The sequence below is a fragment of the Rhizobium sp. PL01 genome (assembly GCF_033447125.1).
Taxonomy (GTDB): Bacteria; Pseudomonadota; Alphaproteobacteria; order Rhizobiales; family Rhizobiaceae; genus Pararhizobium.
Genome location: NZ_JAWQUM010000011.1, coordinates 187,669 through 201,974 on the forward strand (window position 1 = coordinate 187,669; position 14,306 = coordinate 201,974).

The window sequence follows — 14,306 nt, forward strand, 5'->3', positions numbered from 1 at the left end:
TTTTAATCGATCGTCGTTGATTTTCCGTCGAGGAACAATTGTCTGATTCCCAACGCGGGTCAAACCCTACTTGGCTAAGAAATCTGAACATCCACGGTTATGAGTGCACTCGATAATCGTCGAAAGCGGAATTAACATTTATTATCAGATTGTTAGTCGTCTAATAGCGGTCTCTCGCCATTGCAAGCCATCTTCAAATTTCGGACGTGCTATCGTCACCGAGTGGCAGCGCTTAGACCGCATATGAGACCAAAACGACCTAACGCAAGAGAATCACTTGGAGATTTTGCCTATGTGGCTGCCTGCGTATTGGCAGACCTTCCGACGTCTAAGGACCTTGGAGGGCACGCAGCGAATGTCAATACCGCGCAAAAGCGACATTTTCTCCAAGATAGCCGTGGCGTTTTGAAGAAGGCGCCGTTTGGCGCGGCAGACAAGACGTTGGTTCGGCCATTCCAAAACTGTCGGCAAACCTTAAGGTAAAAACCCCTCTCCAGCCAGGGCGGAAACAAACAGGCGGTGTGGGTATCTTCACACGCTTGCATGCGCAGTGCATGCAGTTCGACTTGAGACGGACCACGTCGAACTGCACACAATTGGCGCCTTTGGCCTTAGAAGGCTTCATCATATGAGGACACCGAAATGCACGATACCACTATCGGAATTCGCAACGGTGTCGAGTACGGCTTCCTGGCATTGAGGGGACAAAGACCGTCGCAGGCATTCACGAAGAACGCAGACCCACCGCCGACGCATCGGGCTCCCTCTATTTCAACATTCACCACTTCAACAGGCGGTTTCCCGCGAGGTAGCCAACCAGCACGACGATACCTGCAGCGAGCGGATACCAGGTGATGACGAAAAGCGGGCTGTCGTCCGTGCAATTAGACGCATAGAACGTCGCGGCAATGCCTGTTGATGCCAGGCCAGCGATGGCTCCGGCAAGCCCCGGCCGCGTCGGCGCTCCCTGCTTCAGCGCGAACAGAAGACAGGCGAGCGGACCGATCGACAGAAGCGGGATGATCGTCAGGCAGTTGCGGGCATTGGTGCCGATCATCTTCACGCCCCAGTCCGCTGCCGGTGTGACGGCAAGCTCAATGAGGACGGCAGCGCCGAGCAGGACGGGGGCTGCGGCCAGTGCCCAGCCCCATCCGCTCAAGGGAACGCCGGGACGCGCCAGTCGAAGCACCATGCCGATTGCGGCGATGGCCAGCGAGATGGTGATGACGAACTTGAAAAGGAAGCGAACAGTTTCTGCCGCCTGCGCGATATCCGGGCGCAAGCCGATGATGGCGAAGAATGCCAGCCCCGCGATCAGCGTGCCACCGGCGATTGCCCAGCCGACCGCGCGCGCCAGCGTCTGCGACACCGCGGCATCTTGCGACAGCATTTTGATCAGATCGTCGGTTTTCATCCGGATTTACTCCGATAGAGGGCGGCCAGTGTTTTCAGTGCACGGTGTAGCGCGACCCGCACCGAACCCTCCGTCATATGGAGCCGTTCAGCCGTTTCGCGCACATTGGCTCCATTGACCGAAATGGAGCGAACAATATCGCGCTGGGGTTCCTTCAATTCTTCCAGCATGCGATCGACATCGAGCATATCGAGCCCATCCGGCTGATCTTCTGCCTGCAAAATATCGATCACATCCTCGATCGGGACGTTTACGCGATGACCGCGCCGGCGCAGGCTGTCGATCAGCTTGTTGCGCACGATCGTTGAAATCCAGGGGCCAATTGGCCGCGCCGTATCCCAGGTTCCCCGTTTCAGGTGAATGGTGATCAGCACTTCCTGGACCACATCTTCCGCGTCCGAAACCGGCGCGCCAAAACTCTCGCAACGCCTGCGTGCCATAGCACGAAGATGCGGCGTCACCGCAACCAGAAAGCGGGAATAGGCCTTCTCGTCTCCGGAAATTGCGGCACGCATCCATAACGCCCATTCCTTCTCGCGCTCGATATGCTTCACGCGATACTCCCCTCTACGGATCGGCGTTGGGCTTTGTTACACATAAGCGGTGCGATTTTACAAATATTTCCCTCCCAAAAAATAATTTCGGAGGCCTGTAATATTCGCGGTGCCGCCTCCGTAGACCTTGATGCAGGCCAATGCCGGTTTGCCCAATTTACGGAGACACCACAATGAACAATCGTTTGATCGCTCTTGCTCTCGCCGGTTCGCTGGCTTCCGCTCTGGCTTCCTTGGCAGCGCCTGCATCTGCCGCCGATGCCAAGGAAAAATGCTACGGCATCGCCCTCAAAGGTCAGAATGATTGCGCCGCCGGAAAACATGCCTGCGCCGGCATGTCGAAAATGGATTTTGACAAGGCATCCTTCAAAGAAGTTCCGAAGGGCACCTGCAAGACGATCAAGGGTTCGCTTCACGCCGCCTGATTTTCCGAATCCGGCCTCGATCCCGGCCGGATCCCTCTTTTCCAAGTTTCACATCTATCAACATCGGAGTTTATTATGACCAAGATTCCTGCAACTCTCGCTCTCGCAGCCTCCATCGCAACGGCATTGACGCTCATCGGCGCACCCGCTTCGGCTGCCGATACCTCCAAGGAAAAGTGCTACGGCGTTGCTCTCAAGGGGCAGAATGATTGCGCTGCCGGCGCCGGTACCACCTGCGCAGGCACGTCAAAGATCGACTTTCAAACCAATGCCTGGAAGCTCGTTCCGGCCGGCACATGCACGACCATGACCACGCCGAACGGGATGGGCACGCTTGAACAGGGCAAAGCTCCAGCCTAATCCGGCTTGGCTAATCCTGTTTGCGGCGCGGTTCTGCCGCGCCGCCGCTTTTTCTCATTCTTATGCCAGGTTCCAAGAGGTGTGACATGAAACGCTCGCAACTTCCCCTCCGCGCCGGCGTCGGCTTTAAGCCCGAACATTTTGCCGAAATCAATGCGGACGCCCAGCCTATCGGCTTCTTCGAAGTACACGCCGAGAACTATATGGGGGCAGGGGGGCCGCCGCATGCGCAATTGTCCCGGCTGAGGGAGGACTATGCCCTTTCCATTCACGGGGTCGGCCTGTCGATCGGCTCCATGCAGCCACTCAACCTTGAGCACCTCACCCTATTGAAGACGGTTTGCGATCGCTACGAGCCGGAAAGCTTTTCCGAACATCTCGCCTGGTCGAGCCATGGCGAGGTCTTCCTCAACGACCTGCTGCCTTTGCCCTATACACAGGAAACGCTCGCCCGCATCGTCGAGCATATCGACCAGGTGCAGAGCCATCTCGGCCGCCAGATGCTGCTCGAAAACCCGGCGACTTATCTTCTGTTTGAGGAAAGCACGATCCCGGAAACAGCTTTCCTGTCCGAGATCGTCAAGCGCACCGGTTGCGGCTTGCTGCTTGATGTCAACAACGTCTTCGTCGCGTCAACCAACCACAAGCTCGATCCGCGCGCCTATCTCGCCGATTTCCCGGTTCAGGCCGTCAGGGAAATTCATCTGAGCGGCCATTCCGAAACCATCGACGATGCGGGCGCTCTACTTCTGATCGACAGTCACGACACGCCGGTCAAAGACCCGGTCTGGGCGCTTTACGGAGAATTGCTTGGCCGCATTGGACCGGTCGCGACGCTGATCGAATGGGGCAATGATGTGCCGGACTGGCCGGTCTTGCGCAGCGAGGCCGTGGCCGCGCAAAGCACCATCGATCATATAGCTAAGCGCAGAGCGGCGTGAGGAACTGTCATGTCCATTGCCACCCAAAGCCGCTTTGCCGATGCGCTGCGCGATGATGCGCTGGCCGTTCCAGAGGGCTTAACTTCTTGGAACCTGCCAGTACCACAACGCCGGTTTGATGTTTACCGCAACAATGTTGCTGTCGGCCTGTCCGGTGCGCTTGCCTCGCGTTTTCCGGTCGCGGGACAGATAGTCGGCGAGGCTTTCTTTATCGGGATGGCGCGCATTTTCGTCGCGGCTTTCCCGCCGAGATCGCCGCTGCTTCTCCACTATGGCGACGATTTCGGTGATTTCGTCGAGACCTTCGAGCCGGCATCGGAGCTGCCCTATCTGGCAGATGTCATCCGGCTCGAAGCCGCGCGCGGCCGGGCCTACCATGCGGCTGATTGTGTGCCGCTCGACCCCACCCTTTTAGCGGCCGTTCCGCCGGAGGAGCTCGCATCCGTGATGTTCGAACCACATCCGTCGCTCGGGATCCTCCGTTCGCCTCATCCGGTCGTGACGATCTGGGCGATGAATGCCGGCGATCTGCCACTTGAGCCGATAGAAAACTGGATCGCGGAAGACGCACTGATCGTGCGCCCGCAGATGACCGTCAATGTTCAAACACTGCCGCCCGGCGGTGCCATCTTCATGAGTGCACTGATGACTGGCGCATCGCTCGGGACCGCCTTCCAGGCCGCGATCGCCCAAACCGAGGCCTTTGATCTGTCCGCCAATCTCGCCGGAGTTTTGCAAGCCGGTGCCTTTATCGCCATTCGCTGAACCAAGCCAAGGAGAAGAACCATGCAGGACATGATCGCCACGGCGATGGGACCATCCCGCCCGCTCATCAACCGCTTCCGCAATCTCATCGGGATGTTCGAACGTATTCCCTACGACCTGACGGCGTTGATCGCCCGCCTGTCGATCGGGGCCGTCTTCTGGCAATCCGGGCAGACCAAGGTCGATGGCTGGCACGTCAACGACAGTGCCATCTATCTGTTCGAAAATGAATATAAGCTACCCTTGATCGATCCGTGGCTTGCCGCGCATCTGGCAGCCTTCAACGAACATTTTTTTCCGCTATTGCTGGTGCTCGGTTTTGCAAGCCGGTTTGCCGCACTCGCCCTTCTTGGCATGACATTGGTCATCGAGATTTTCGTTTATCCTGGCGCCTGGCCAACCCACGGCACCTGGGCCGCATGCCTTTTGCTGCTAATTGCCAAAGGACCGGGCACCTTCTCGATCGATCATCTAATCGCCCGGAAAATGGCGATGGGTGAAGGAAAGGTATGACTGAGGCGCCGGAAAGTTGTCACCACTCCGAGGCCGCGATAACGCGTTGCCATTTGGCATTTAAATGATATATTTATGCCAAAAGGAGAATATGATGTTGTTTGAGCCTGTCTTAGCCACGCCCGCGTCAGCGCATTCGAGCATTATCACGGATGAAGAAGCAGGCGCGCTCGCACGCACCACTATGAACCTTTTCAAGGTTTGGGATGTGTCGGACGTAGAGGCATGCACTCTTCTTGGCGGCATGTCGTCCAGAACCTGGGCCCGCTGGAAAGACGGCAAGATTGGCAGGATCGATCGGGATCTCAGAATGAGAATGGCCCATTTGATGGGTATTCACAAAGGGCTCCGCTACCTTTTCAAGGAGCCTGTTCGTGGATACGATTGGCTTCGCAAACCCAATACCGCTTTTGCCGGTGAGACGGCATTGGCGCTCATGCTTCGTGGAGAGCTGTCGGATATCGCCGCAATGCGTGAATGGCTCGATGCGGAGAGGGGGGCGTGGTAAGCGAAGTTGTAATCCGCGTTCGCGTCACTTGGCCTCAAACCTTTCGCGTCATCCGGTCGATTTACCCCCCTATCGATCTTTTTGAGGACATTGCCGATCCCCATGACTGGGAAGCGCTGGTTGCTGTCGAGGAGAAGACAAACCCACGTATCCGTTTTGAGATTGGCGAGCTCGGCAAGGTGCCATTGGCACGGCGCGTTTCAGGCCCCGGCGCGAGTTACCTCATGGCGCCGTTCGTCCATTGCTCCACGTTGAGGCCGGGGCGTTTCACCGATGGAAGCTACGGCATCTATTATGCAGGCAACAGGGAAGATGTCGCAGTAGCGGAGACCATTCATCACCATGAACAGTTCATGCGTGCGACGAATGAAAGTGCTGGCTGGACCTCTCACTTTCGTGTCCTGAAAGGCAGCGTGGACTGCGAGCTCGATGACATCGGCGATGCACCCAACCTATTGCATCCCGCTGACTATGGCCCTTCTCGGATGGAAGGAAGTCGCCTCCGCAGCACTGGAAGTAATGGCTTGGTTTGGGACAGCGTTCGTATGGCCGGCGGTCGTTGCATTGGAATATTTTGGCCGGACGTCATCCCAATTCCGGTTCAGGGACGACATTACTGCTACCATTGGAATGGCTCTCGGGTCGACTTTGTGCGCGAGCATGACACCGGCTTTGTGCGGTCGGTCACAGGTTAGCCGGCAGAACAAACACTGTGAGCCCCGCATGACAATCGGGCGGAACGCATCGATCAGCAAGCCAAATACCGAAGAAGCACAACAAGTCAATTGACGCGCGTCAGCCGTCGCACTATTCATAAAGTCATCCGATGACTTTATGAATAGTGCGATGCGACCTCTCTCTCGAACCAATCTTGCCGACACTGCGGTTGAAGCCATCCGGGCCGAAATCCACGCGGGTCGCTGGCCGGTCGGCGGCCGGTTGCCGAATGAAGCCAGCTTGTCCTCCGTGCTATCAGTGAGCCGCGGCACTGTGCGCGAGGCCGTGCGTGTCCTAGTGGCCAAGGGGTATCTGGAAACCCGCCAGGGTTCCGGCACTTACGTTCGCTCCAAGATTGATCCCGATGAAACCCTTTCGCGCGCCCGAAGTGCCAGCCTAAAGGACCTTCTGGAGGCACGGTGTGGCCTCGAGGTCGAAGCCGCACGGCTGGCTGCCATCCGTCATACACCGGAAATCATCACCGAGTTACGCGCGCTCCTTGCCCATCGTGGGCCGAGTGGGGAGGGCGACCGCGCGGAGTATGTCGTTCGCGATCTCTCCTTCCACAAAGCCGTCATTGCTGCTTCTGGCAACCAGGCGATGGTCGAAATCTACGAATTCTTCTCCGCGTCGATCAGGGAAACGATTGAAGCGACACTCGGCGACCAGCTACCCGAGCCCGATATGCAGGCCCATGCCGATATCATTGATGCCATTGCATCGGGCTCTCCGGATCAAGCCGATGCGGCAACACGCCGCTTCATGGCGCCGATATTGGCCACGTTGGATAGAATGCTCTTATCATGACAGCCCACCAGAAACCGTTGAACCCCGCCCAACATGGTGATGACCCGCTGATCGACGCAGAGGTCGATAGTGTACCGCAGCCGCGTGTTATCGCACCGCCGAGCGCCATTTCGCGCTTCCTGCTTGGCGCCAGCCTCGTGCTCATCGCATTCAATCTTCGACCCGTCTTCTCCAGCGCGTCTGCGCTGCTTCCTGAAATCGGCCGCACGTTCGGTCTGTCATCGACCGGTCTCAGTCTCCTCACCACCCTGCCAGTCGTCTGCCTCGGTCTTTTTTCTCCGCTTGCGCCACGCCTAGCCCAGAAGATCGGTGCGGAACGCACCCTTCTTGGTGTGCTTGCGCTGCTGGCGCTTGGAACCGTTCTTCGCAGTTTCAATTCCATTCCTGCACTGTTTTTCGGGACGGCGCTCGCTGGTGCCTGCATCGCCGTCGGAAACGTGCTTCTGCCGGGCCTTGTCAAACGCGATTTCGCCGACAAAACGGCCCTGATGACCGGCTTCTACACGATGGCGCTCTGCGCCGGTGCAGCAGCAGCGGCCGGTTTCACCTTGCCGATTGAACATTTTCTCGATGGCTCGGCTTCGGCGGCACTGGGTGCATGGGCGCTCCCTGTCTTACTTGTTTTCTTGCTTTGGCTGCCGCAGGCGTTGTGGCTGAGCCGCCGTCCCAAGCAATCGGGATTTCGCGTTCAGGGTCTCTTGCGGGATCCGCTCGCGTGGCAGGTTACGCTGTTCATGGGCTTTCAGTCGGCACTTGCCTATTCGGTCTTTGGTTGGTTGGTCCCGATTTTGCGCGAGCGCGGGCTCGACGGGATTACAGCGGGCGCCGTCGTGTCCGTATCGGTCATGATCCAGGCCGCGGCCTGCCTTGTTATCCCCCATATCGCCGTGCGTTGCCGGGATCAGCGGATCGTCGTCGTGGCCCTTCTTGCTGCAGCCGTCATCGCCCTGCTCGGGCTGCTGTTTGCTCCGTTGTCCATAGTCTGGTTTTGCGCGGCTTTGCAGGGGATAGGACAGGGCGGGCTCATTGCTGTTGCGATGACGATCATCGTCCTGCGATCACCTGATGCACATGTCGCAGCCCACTTGTCAGGCATGGCGCAATGCGTCGGCTATTTGCTTGCAGCGATCGGGCCTCTGATCGTCGGCCTCATCCATTCCTGGACGGGAAGTTTTGGCGCGAGCGCCATTCTCTTCATTTCGCTTGGGCTGTGCGCCGGCATTGCCGGTTGGGGTGCCGGGCGCACGGCACATGTCAAAGCCCGGACGATCGAGGTCCCGCTCAGGGCTAATACCTAAGACCCCATGGCGCAATGCCTGCGACAAGCCATTTCCTTCGTCCTTACGATACTGGGCTCGCAATATCGGCTCCGGGCAGGTGCACGCACTCTGCGTCGCCACCGTCCGGACAGTTTTCAGTTTATAGCGACGACAATCTACTGTTTGCGTGGCCAGGTGTCGGCGAGCCGGTAGCCGGCCGGCCATGGATCGGCGGGGTCAAGCATGACCTGATGGGTACCGGTCACCCAGGCGCGGCCTGAGATTTCGGGTATGATCGCCGCTTGTCCGCCCACCGTCGTTTCGCCGACAATCTGGCAGTCGAAATGCGAGCCGATGATCGATTCGCCGCGGAACATCTGTCCGATCTTGATCTGCCCCTTCGCATGCAGCACCGCCATCCGGGCCGAGCAACCGGTGCCGGTTGGAGAGCGGTCGAGCTTGGCCGGCTGGATCACGACGGTGTTGCGCCCATGTAGGATGCCGTCGCGTTCTTCCACGGGAAGGGTCAGCTGACAAAAGGAAATGTGGTTCCAGTCTGCATTTTCCGGATGGGAAAAGCCGAGTTGTTCGTTAGCTGCACGGGTGATCCGGATACCGGTTTCGGCCAGCTCCCGTGCTTCGTCAGGGGTGACCGAAAAACCGAGCGTGCGGGCGTCGGTGATCACGAAGCTATCACCACCGTAAGCGGTGTCGACCGTGAGGGTGCCAAGGCCTTCCACTTCGAGCTTGGCATCGAGTCGGGCTGCGAAGGACGGCACGTTGGTGACGGTGATGCGCTCGGCCTTGCCGTTACGGCAGGCGGCGACGACATTCACCAGGCCGCCCGGCGCTTCGAGCACCATTCTGGTTTCCGGCTCCTGCATCGGGACAATGCCAGTGTCGAGCAGCACGGTTGAAACGCAGATCGAGTTGGAGCCCGACATCGGCGGTGTATCTTCCGGCTCCATGATAATGAAGCCCATCGTCGCGCGTGGATCTTTTGGCGGGACCAGCAGGTTGATGTGCCGGAACACGCCGCCGCGCGGTTCGTTCAGGACGAAATTGCGCAGTGTCTGATCCTCGGCGATGAACCGCCGCTGTTCCCACAGGGTCGCTCCTGGAGGCGGCGCAACACCACCGACAATCACATCCCCGACCTCGCCTTCGGCGTGGCAGGAAACGATATGGATTACCTTGCTGCTGCGCATCGCTCTCTCCTCCAGAAAACCTTTTAACTGCCCCATGACGGCAAAATGAGACTGTTTTTCCGCCCCGATGCCGCATGGCAATTCGAGTGATAGGAAAATTAAATCAAATATACAATTTGTATTTTCAATCTCCTCCTAATTTGGGAATGCCTCGCCGCCAGATTTATTTCGTCATTTCCGCCCAACTTGCCAGAAACGGTTGATCCCGCCTTCAGGGAAAAGTATTCCTTTTGTCGACAAAGGATTGAAGACATGACAGATATCGACACCAGCCCCCTTCCCGAACGCAAGCGCGGTTCCGGCGTCAAGATGGTCTATGACCTCTTGCGTGACGAGATCCTCGACCTTGTACTGCCGCCCGGCAGTCCGATTGACGAGGTGCAACTGGCCGAACGCTTCAAGATGTCGCGCACACCGATCCGCGAAGCGTTGGTGCGGCTGGCAGGCGAGGGACTGATCGACACATTGCCCAACCGGTCGACGATGGTCGCCAATATCGACTTCCTCAACATGCACACCTTCTTCGATGCGCTTGTCTTGATGTACCGCGTCACGACGAAACAGGCAGCTCAGTATCACAGGCCGGAAGACCTGGAAGTCATCCGCGCCCATCAGGCCGAATTCGCTGCCGCCGTGCAGGCGCAGGACGCATTGGCGATGATCGCCACCAATGCAGCCTTCCATTCAGCCATCGCCGACGCGGGGCGCAATCCGTATTTCACCGGGCTGTTCAACCGGCTTCTGGATGAGGGACGGCGTATGTTGCGGTTGTATTATCAGTCCTACGACGACCGGCTACCGCAACGCTTCGTTGAAGAGCACGATGTCATGATTGCCGTCATTGCCAACCGCGATGTCGAAGAGGCTGACCGCTTGGCCAGACAACACGCGGAGCAGATCGTTCAGCAAATCCAGAAATTGTTTGCCCGCCAAGACAGGCTCGACATGACGCTGTGATGAGAGAAATTCTTGTCGACAAATAAAATACAACGTGCAATATGGCTCCAGAGGCACAGGATTGGAGCTGCAAAGGTGCGCGCCGTTCTCTGCCTGTCCGGCAAGGTCAAAAGGAGTTTGTTATGACGGCCAAAATCTTTTCTGGCGTGATCCCCGCGCTGATGACCCCTTGCAAAGAAGACCGTACCCCGGACTTCGACGCCCTCGTGCGCAAGGGAAAAGAGTTGATTGCGCAGGGAATGTCTGCCGTTGTCTATTGCGGTTCGATGGGTGACTGGCCACTCTTGACCGATGCGCAGCGCATGGAAGGCGTCGAGCGCCTGGTGAAAGCCGGTGTGCCTGTGATCGTCGGCACTGGCGCCGTCAACAGCGAACTGGCTGTCGCACACGCAGCCCATGCGCAGGCCGTTGGCGCGCAGGGCCTCATGGTTATCCCGCGGGTATTGTCGCGCGGTTCTTCCGTTGTTGCACAGAAGGCCCACTTCAAGGCGATCCTAGCTGCAGCACCAGACCTTCCGGCCGTGATTTACAACAGCCCTTATTATGGTTTTGCCACCCGCGCGGACCTGTTCTTCGCTCTGCGCGCTGAACATCCGAACCTGATCGGCTTCAAGGAATTCGGCGGCCCGGCCGACATGCGTTATGCAGCCGAGCACATTACCAGCCAGGACGGCGTCTCCCTGATGATCGGCGTTGATACCGCCGTCTTCCACGGCTTCGTCAACTGCGGTGCGACCGGTGCCATCACCGGTATCGGCAACGTTCTGCCGAAGGAAGTCATTCACCTCTGCAACCTGTCGCAGGCTGCTGCCGAAGGTGACGCCGATGCGCGCCTGCGCGCCCTGGAGCTGGAACAGGCACTTGCCGTTCTGTCCTCCTTCGACGAAGGTCCGGACCTCGTTCTCTACTTCAAGCACATGATGGTGATGAAGGGCGACAAGGAATACGCGCTGCACTTCAACGCATCGGACGCACTCACCGACAGCCAGCGTGGTTATGTCGAAGCCCAGTTCAAGCTGTTCAACGGCTGGTATGCCGAATGGAGCAAGCTCGCTGGCGCGGTCCAGAAGTACAAGGGCTGAGCTTAATCTCTCCTGAATTGACAAAGGCCCTCCGAGCAATCGGAGGGCCTTTTGCATTTGTGAGGCCTGCGGTGCCATTGCGCAGGCCGATGCCGGGGCGGCGTTAAACCGCGTCCAGCCCGAGCGTGTGCAGCCGGTCGAGCTGTTCCATCTCCGAAGCGGACAGGACGATACCGCCGGCCTCAGATTTCGCGCGGGCGGCGTAGCGCCGCTGCGAGGGCAGACGGGCACCCTGGCCGACCATGGCCTCGAAGAGGACTTCGGCGCGGGCAAACGGATTTACTGGACGATCAGCACCAAAACCTTCCGGGGAGAAGGCGATGATCAGCTCGCCATGGGCGGGCGCAAGTGCTGTCGAGCCAAGCGCTTCCAGCACTTCCGGGCTGGTCAGATCGCCAATCATGATGCCGGCCAAAAGCTCGATCATCGTCGAAATTGCCGAGCCTTTGTGCTCGCCGAACGGCAACATCGCACCGGAAAGTGCTGCTTCCGGGTCGGTGGTTGGCTGGCCCTCGGAATCGATCGCCCAACCTTCCGGCAGGGCTTTCCCAGCCCGCCTATGCAGCTCGATCTCGCCACGCGCCGCGACCGATGTTGCGAAGTCGAAAACATAGGGCGGCTTTCCAACACGGGGCCAGCCGAAGGCGAGAGGGTTGGTACCGAGTAGCGGTTTCGTTCCGCCGCTCGGTGCGACCGTGGCGTAGCTGGGGCACATGACGATGCCAGCAAGTCCAAGCTCCGTCAGCGCCTCTGCCTCCGGCCAGAGTGCTGAGAAATGGGTGCAGTCATTGATGGCGAGGGCTGCAATGCCGCTGGAACGGGCGCGCTCGGCCAGCACCGGAAGACCGAGTTCGAACGCTGCATTGGCAAAGCCGCCCTTGGCATCGACCTTGACGACGGCGGAACGGCTTTGCGGCAGCAGTTCGGGCTTGGCGACGGGGTTGACCTTGCCAGCCTTGACGGTGCGAAGCGCGCCTTCGATCCGGTAGATGCCGTGGGATTTGCAAGCGTCCCGTTCGGCGGCAACAATCACCCGGGTAATGGCAGCGGCTTGTAAAGCACTCAGCCCAGCCTTGATGAAGATGGCTTTTACGCGCTCCTCCAGTCCGGCGATCGTCAGGGTGTGGGTATCGCTCATGGTGTGCCCCTCCTTTTTAGGCGCAGTAACATCCAAATGGGTTGATACCCTGCATACAAAAAGTATACAATATCGGCAGACATAATCCGGCCCGGCATATCTGCCGCGTGCACCTGTTTGAGAGAAAAGGATCTGCCCATGCCCTTCATCCCCACCGGAAAACACCTCGTCGCCGGCGAATGGCTGGACGGCGCCGGTACCTTTGCCTCCACGCCGGCCAATGGCCCCGTGCACCAATTCGCCGTCGGAACCGCACAGTTGGTCAACCGCGCCTGCGAGGCTGCTGAGGCCGCCTTCTGGAGCTTTAGCGCCTCAGACCGCAGCACGCGTGCGGCTTTCCTGCGTGCCATTGCCGATGAGATCGACGCGCGCGCCGACCAGATCACGGAAATTGGCAGCCAGGAAACCGGTCTGCCCGAGGCCCGCCTGATTGGTGAGCGCGGCCGCACGACGGGTCAGTTGCGGCTGTTTGCCAGCCACATCGAGAGCGGTGACTATCTGGATCGCCGCTTCGACGCAGCATTACCGGATCGCCAGCCGGCGCCGCGCCCTGAAATCCGGCTGATGCAGCGGCCCGTCGGCCCGGTTGCTGTGTTCGGCGCGTCGAATTTCCCGCTGGCCTTCTCCACGGCGGGTGGCGATACGGCCGCAGCGCTCGCGGCTGGTTGCCCGGTCGTCGTCAAGGGTCATTCGGCCCATCCGGGCACTGGCGAGATCATTGCCCAGGCCATCGACGCGGCCATTCGCAGCACCGGCGTTCATCCGGGTGTCTTCTCGCTCATTCAGGGCGGCAACCGCGACGTGGGTCACGCCTTGGTGCAGCATCCCCTGATCAAGGCGGTCGGCTTCACCGGTTCGCAGGCCGGCGGCCGCGCACTGTTCAATCTTTGCGCTGCCCGGCCAGAACCGATCCCGTTCTTCGGTGAACTCGGTTCCGTCAACCCGATGTTCCTTTTGCCTTCGGCACTAGCAGAAAAAGCCGAGGCTTTGGGCCAGGGCTGGGCAGGTTCGCTTGCCATGGGCGCAGGGCAGTTCTGCACCAATCCCGGCGTTGCCGTTGTCATCGACGGTGCCGATGCCGACCGGTTTTCAGCGGCAGCGGTGGAGGCACTGGGCAAGGTTGCCCCGCAGGTCATGCTGACCGATGGAATTGCCAAGGCCTATCATGACGGGCAGGCGAACTTTGCCTCCCGCAACACCGTGGAGCCGCTATTGGTCACGGAATCGTCCGGCCGCGCCGCGTCCCCCAACCTGTTTGAAACGACGGGTGAGCGGTTCCTGTCGGATCATGCGCTGAGCGAAGAGGTCTTCGGTCCGCTTGGCCTTCTGGTGCGGGTGAACTCGCAGGAAGAAATGGAAAGCGTTGCACGGCAGATCGAAGGCCAGCTCACAGTGACGTTGCATATGGATGACGCCGATATCGAGGCCGCGAAACGCCTGCTGCCACTGCTGGAGCGGAAGGCTGGCCGCATTCTCGTCAACGGCTTCCCGACCGGTGTCGAGGTGGTCGATTCCATGGTCCACGGTGGCCCGTATCCAGCCTCCACCAACTTCGGCGCGACCAGTGTCGGCACCATGTCGATCCGCCGTTTCCTGCGTCCCGTTTCCTATCAGAACCTGCCGGAGGCGCTACTACCCAAGGATCTGCTAAAATAATA

General features: G+C 59.1%; 16 protein-coding genes. 12 read left to right on the forward strand and 4 right to left on the reverse strand.

Annotated features, from left to right (window positions below):
* Positions 1–778: 778 nt before the first annotated feature.
* Together R6X40_RS24350 and R6X40_RS24355 are read right to left on the reverse strand one after the other, a co-directional pair.
* Positions 779–1,414 carry an NrsF family protein gene (locus R6X40_RS24350; RefSeq protein WP_318416867.1) on the reverse strand — a complete coding sequence of 212 codons (636 nt, stop codon included), beginning with the start codon at positions 1,412–1,414 and terminating at the stop codon, positions 779–781.
* Complete coding sequence (locus R6X40_RS24355) at positions 1,411–1,968, reverse strand: sigma-70 family RNA polymerase sigma factor (protein WP_318416869.1); 558 nt, start codon at positions 1,966–1,968, stop codon at positions 1,411–1,413. The genes R6X40_RS24350 and R6X40_RS24355 overlap by 4 nt, the downstream gene beginning before the upstream one ends.
* 173 nt (positions 1,969–2,141) lie before the next feature.
* Here R6X40_RS24355 and R6X40_RS24360 point away from each other — a divergent pair, with 173 nt between their 5' ends.
* The 9 genes from R6X40_RS24360 to R6X40_RS24400 all read left to right on the forward strand — a co-directional run bounded on the left by R6X40_RS24360 (position 2,142) and on the right by R6X40_RS24400 (position 8,302).
* Positions 2,142–2,393: a DUF2282 domain-containing protein gene (locus R6X40_RS24360; RefSeq protein ID WP_318416872.1), complete on the forward strand. Its 252-nt coding sequence runs from the start codon at positions 2,142–2,144 to the stop codon at positions 2,391–2,393.
* Between the two features lie 75 nt (positions 2,394–2,468).
* Positions 2,469–2,753 (forward strand): DUF2282 domain-containing protein, encoded by a 285-nt coding sequence (locus R6X40_RS24365; protein ID WP_318416875.1) that lies wholly within the window; start codon positions 2,469–2,471, stop codon positions 2,751–2,753.
* 86 nt (positions 2,754–2,839) lie between these two features.
* Positions 2,840–3,694 carry a DUF692 domain-containing protein gene (locus tag R6X40_RS24370; RefSeq protein ID WP_318416877.1) on the forward strand — a complete coding sequence of 285 codons (855 nt, stop codon included), beginning with the start codon at positions 2,840–2,842 and terminating at the stop codon, positions 3,692–3,694.
* A gap of 9 nt (positions 3,695–3,703) precedes the next feature.
* A complete protein-coding gene (locus R6X40_RS24375) occupies positions 3,704–4,459 on the forward strand; it encodes a DNA-binding domain-containing protein (RefSeq protein ID WP_318416879.1) in 756 nt (251 codons plus the stop codon).
* Between the two features lie 45 nt (positions 4,460–4,504).
* The gene (locus tag R6X40_RS24380) at positions 4,505–4,972 is read left to right on the forward strand and encodes a DoxX family protein (RefSeq protein WP_318417002.1); all 468 of its coding nucleotides are present in this window, start codon (positions 4,505–4,507) and stop codon (positions 4,970–4,972) included.
* Between the two features lie 94 nt (positions 4,973–5,066).
* Positions 5,067–5,480, forward strand: coding sequence for an MbcA/ParS/Xre antitoxin family protein (locus R6X40_RS24385; protein ID WP_318417003.1), 414 nt, complete (start codon positions 5,067–5,069; stop codon positions 5,478–5,480).
* Positions 5,450–6,175: an RES family NAD+ phosphorylase gene (locus R6X40_RS24390; protein ID WP_412178452.1), complete on the forward strand. Its 726-nt coding sequence runs from the start codon at positions 5,450–5,452 to the stop codon at positions 6,173–6,175. Before R6X40_RS24385 ends, R6X40_RS24390 begins: the two co-directional genes overlap by 31 nt.
* Before the next feature lie 151 nt (positions 6,176–6,326).
* Positions 6,327–7,004, forward strand: a complete 678-nt coding sequence (locus tag R6X40_RS24395) for a FadR/GntR family transcriptional regulator (protein ID WP_318416884.1) — start codon at positions 6,327–6,329, stop codon at positions 7,002–7,004.
* Complete coding sequence (locus tag R6X40_RS24400) at positions 7,001–8,302, forward strand: MFS transporter (protein WP_318416887.1); 1,302 nt, start codon at positions 7,001–7,003, stop codon at positions 8,300–8,302. The genes R6X40_RS24395 and R6X40_RS24400 overlap by 4 nt, the downstream gene beginning before the upstream one ends.
* 137 nt (positions 8,303–8,439) lie before the next feature.
* On the opposite strand, the gene R6X40_RS24405 is transcribed toward R6X40_RS24400, so the two are convergent.
* The gene (locus R6X40_RS24405; protein ID WP_318416889.1) at positions 8,440–9,471 is read right to left on the reverse strand and encodes a trans-3-hydroxy-L-proline dehydratase; all 1,032 of its coding nucleotides are present in this window, start codon (positions 9,469–9,471) and stop codon (positions 8,440–8,442) included.
* A gap of 252 nt (positions 9,472–9,723) precedes the next feature.
* On the opposite strand from R6X40_RS24405, the gene R6X40_RS24410 reads away from it, so the two are divergent.
* Positions 9,724–10,428 carry a GntR family transcriptional regulator gene (locus R6X40_RS24410; RefSeq protein WP_318416892.1) on the forward strand — a complete coding sequence of 235 codons (705 nt, stop codon included), beginning with the start codon at positions 9,724–9,726 and terminating at the stop codon, positions 10,426–10,428.
* 122 nt (positions 10,429–10,550) lie between these two features.
* Complete coding sequence (locus R6X40_RS24415; RefSeq protein ID WP_318416895.1) at positions 10,551–11,510, forward strand: dihydrodipicolinate synthase family protein; 960 nt, start codon at positions 10,551–10,553, stop codon at positions 11,508–11,510.
* Positions 11,511–11,613: 103 nt separating this feature from the next.
* Here R6X40_RS24415 and R6X40_RS24420 read toward each other — a convergent pair whose 3' ends face one another.
* Positions 11,614–12,648: an Ldh family oxidoreductase gene (locus R6X40_RS24420; RefSeq protein ID WP_318416897.1), complete on the reverse strand. Its 1,035-nt coding sequence runs from the start codon at positions 12,646–12,648 to the stop codon at positions 11,614–11,616.
* 138 nt (positions 12,649–12,786) lie between these two features.
* On the opposite strand from R6X40_RS24420, the gene R6X40_RS24425 reads away from it, so the two are divergent.
* The gene (locus tag R6X40_RS24425) at positions 12,787–14,304 is read left to right on the forward strand and encodes an aldehyde dehydrogenase (NADP(+)) (RefSeq protein WP_318416900.1); all 1,518 of its coding nucleotides are present in this window, start codon (positions 12,787–12,789) and stop codon (positions 14,302–14,304) included.
* Positions 14,305–14,306: the final 2 nt, after the last annotated feature.

What these genes read in the sequence shown, in the direction of transcription:
- R6X40_RS24405 (WP_318416889.1), bottom strand. Translation starts at nt 9,471, where the DNA reads ATGCGCAGCAGCAAGGTAATCCATATCGTTTCCTGCCACGCCGAAGGC.
- R6X40_RS24360 (WP_318416872.1), top strand. Translation starts at nt 2,142, where the DNA reads ATGAACAATCGTTTGATCGCTCTTGCTCTCGCCGGTTCGCTGGCTTCC.
- R6X40_RS24410 (WP_318416892.1), top strand. Translation starts at nt 9,724, where the DNA reads ATGACAGATATCGACACCAGCCCCCTTCCCGAACGCAAGCGCGGTTCC.
- R6X40_RS24385 (WP_318417003.1), top strand. Translation starts at nt 5,067, where the DNA reads ATGTTGTTTGAGCCTGTCTTAGCCACGCCCGCGTCAGCGCATTCGAGC.
- R6X40_RS24420 (WP_318416897.1), bottom strand. Translation starts at nt 12,648, where the DNA reads ATGAGCGATACCCACACCCTGACGATCGCCGGACTGGAGGAGCGCGTA.
- R6X40_RS24400 (WP_318416887.1), top strand. Translation starts at nt 7,001, where the DNA reads ATGACAGCCCACCAGAAACCGTTGAACCCCGCCCAACATGGTGATGAC.
- R6X40_RS24365 (WP_318416875.1), top strand. Translation starts at nt 2,469, where the DNA reads ATGACCAAGATTCCTGCAACTCTCGCTCTCGCAGCCTCCATCGCAACG.
- R6X40_RS24370 (WP_318416877.1), top strand. Translation starts at nt 2,840, where the DNA reads ATGAAACGCTCGCAACTTCCCCTCCGCGCCGGCGTCGGCTTTAAGCCC.
- R6X40_RS24380 (WP_318417002.1), top strand. Translation starts at nt 4,505, where the DNA reads ATGGGACCATCCCGCCCGCTCATCAACCGCTTCCGCAATCTCATCGGG.
- R6X40_RS24395 (WP_318416884.1), top strand. Translation starts at nt 6,327, where the DNA reads ATGCGACCTCTCTCTCGAACCAATCTTGCCGACACTGCGGTTGAAGCC.
- R6X40_RS24425 (WP_318416900.1), top strand. Translation starts at nt 12,787, where the DNA reads ATGCCCTTCATCCCCACCGGAAAACACCTCGTCGCCGGCGAATGGCTG.
- R6X40_RS24415 (WP_318416895.1), top strand. Translation starts at nt 10,551, where the DNA reads ATGACGGCCAAAATCTTTTCTGGCGTGATCCCCGCGCTGATGACCCCT.
- R6X40_RS24390 (WP_412178452.1), top strand. Translation starts at nt 5,450, where the DNA reads ATGGCTCGATGCGGAGAGGGGGGCGTGGTAAGCGAAGTTGTAATCCGC.
- R6X40_RS24375 (WP_318416879.1), top strand. Translation starts at nt 3,704, where the DNA reads ATGTCCATTGCCACCCAAAGCCGCTTTGCCGATGCGCTGCGCGATGAT.
- R6X40_RS24350 (WP_318416867.1), bottom strand. Translation starts at nt 1,414, where the DNA reads ATGAAAACCGACGATCTGATCAAAATGCTGTCGCAAGATGCCGCGGTG.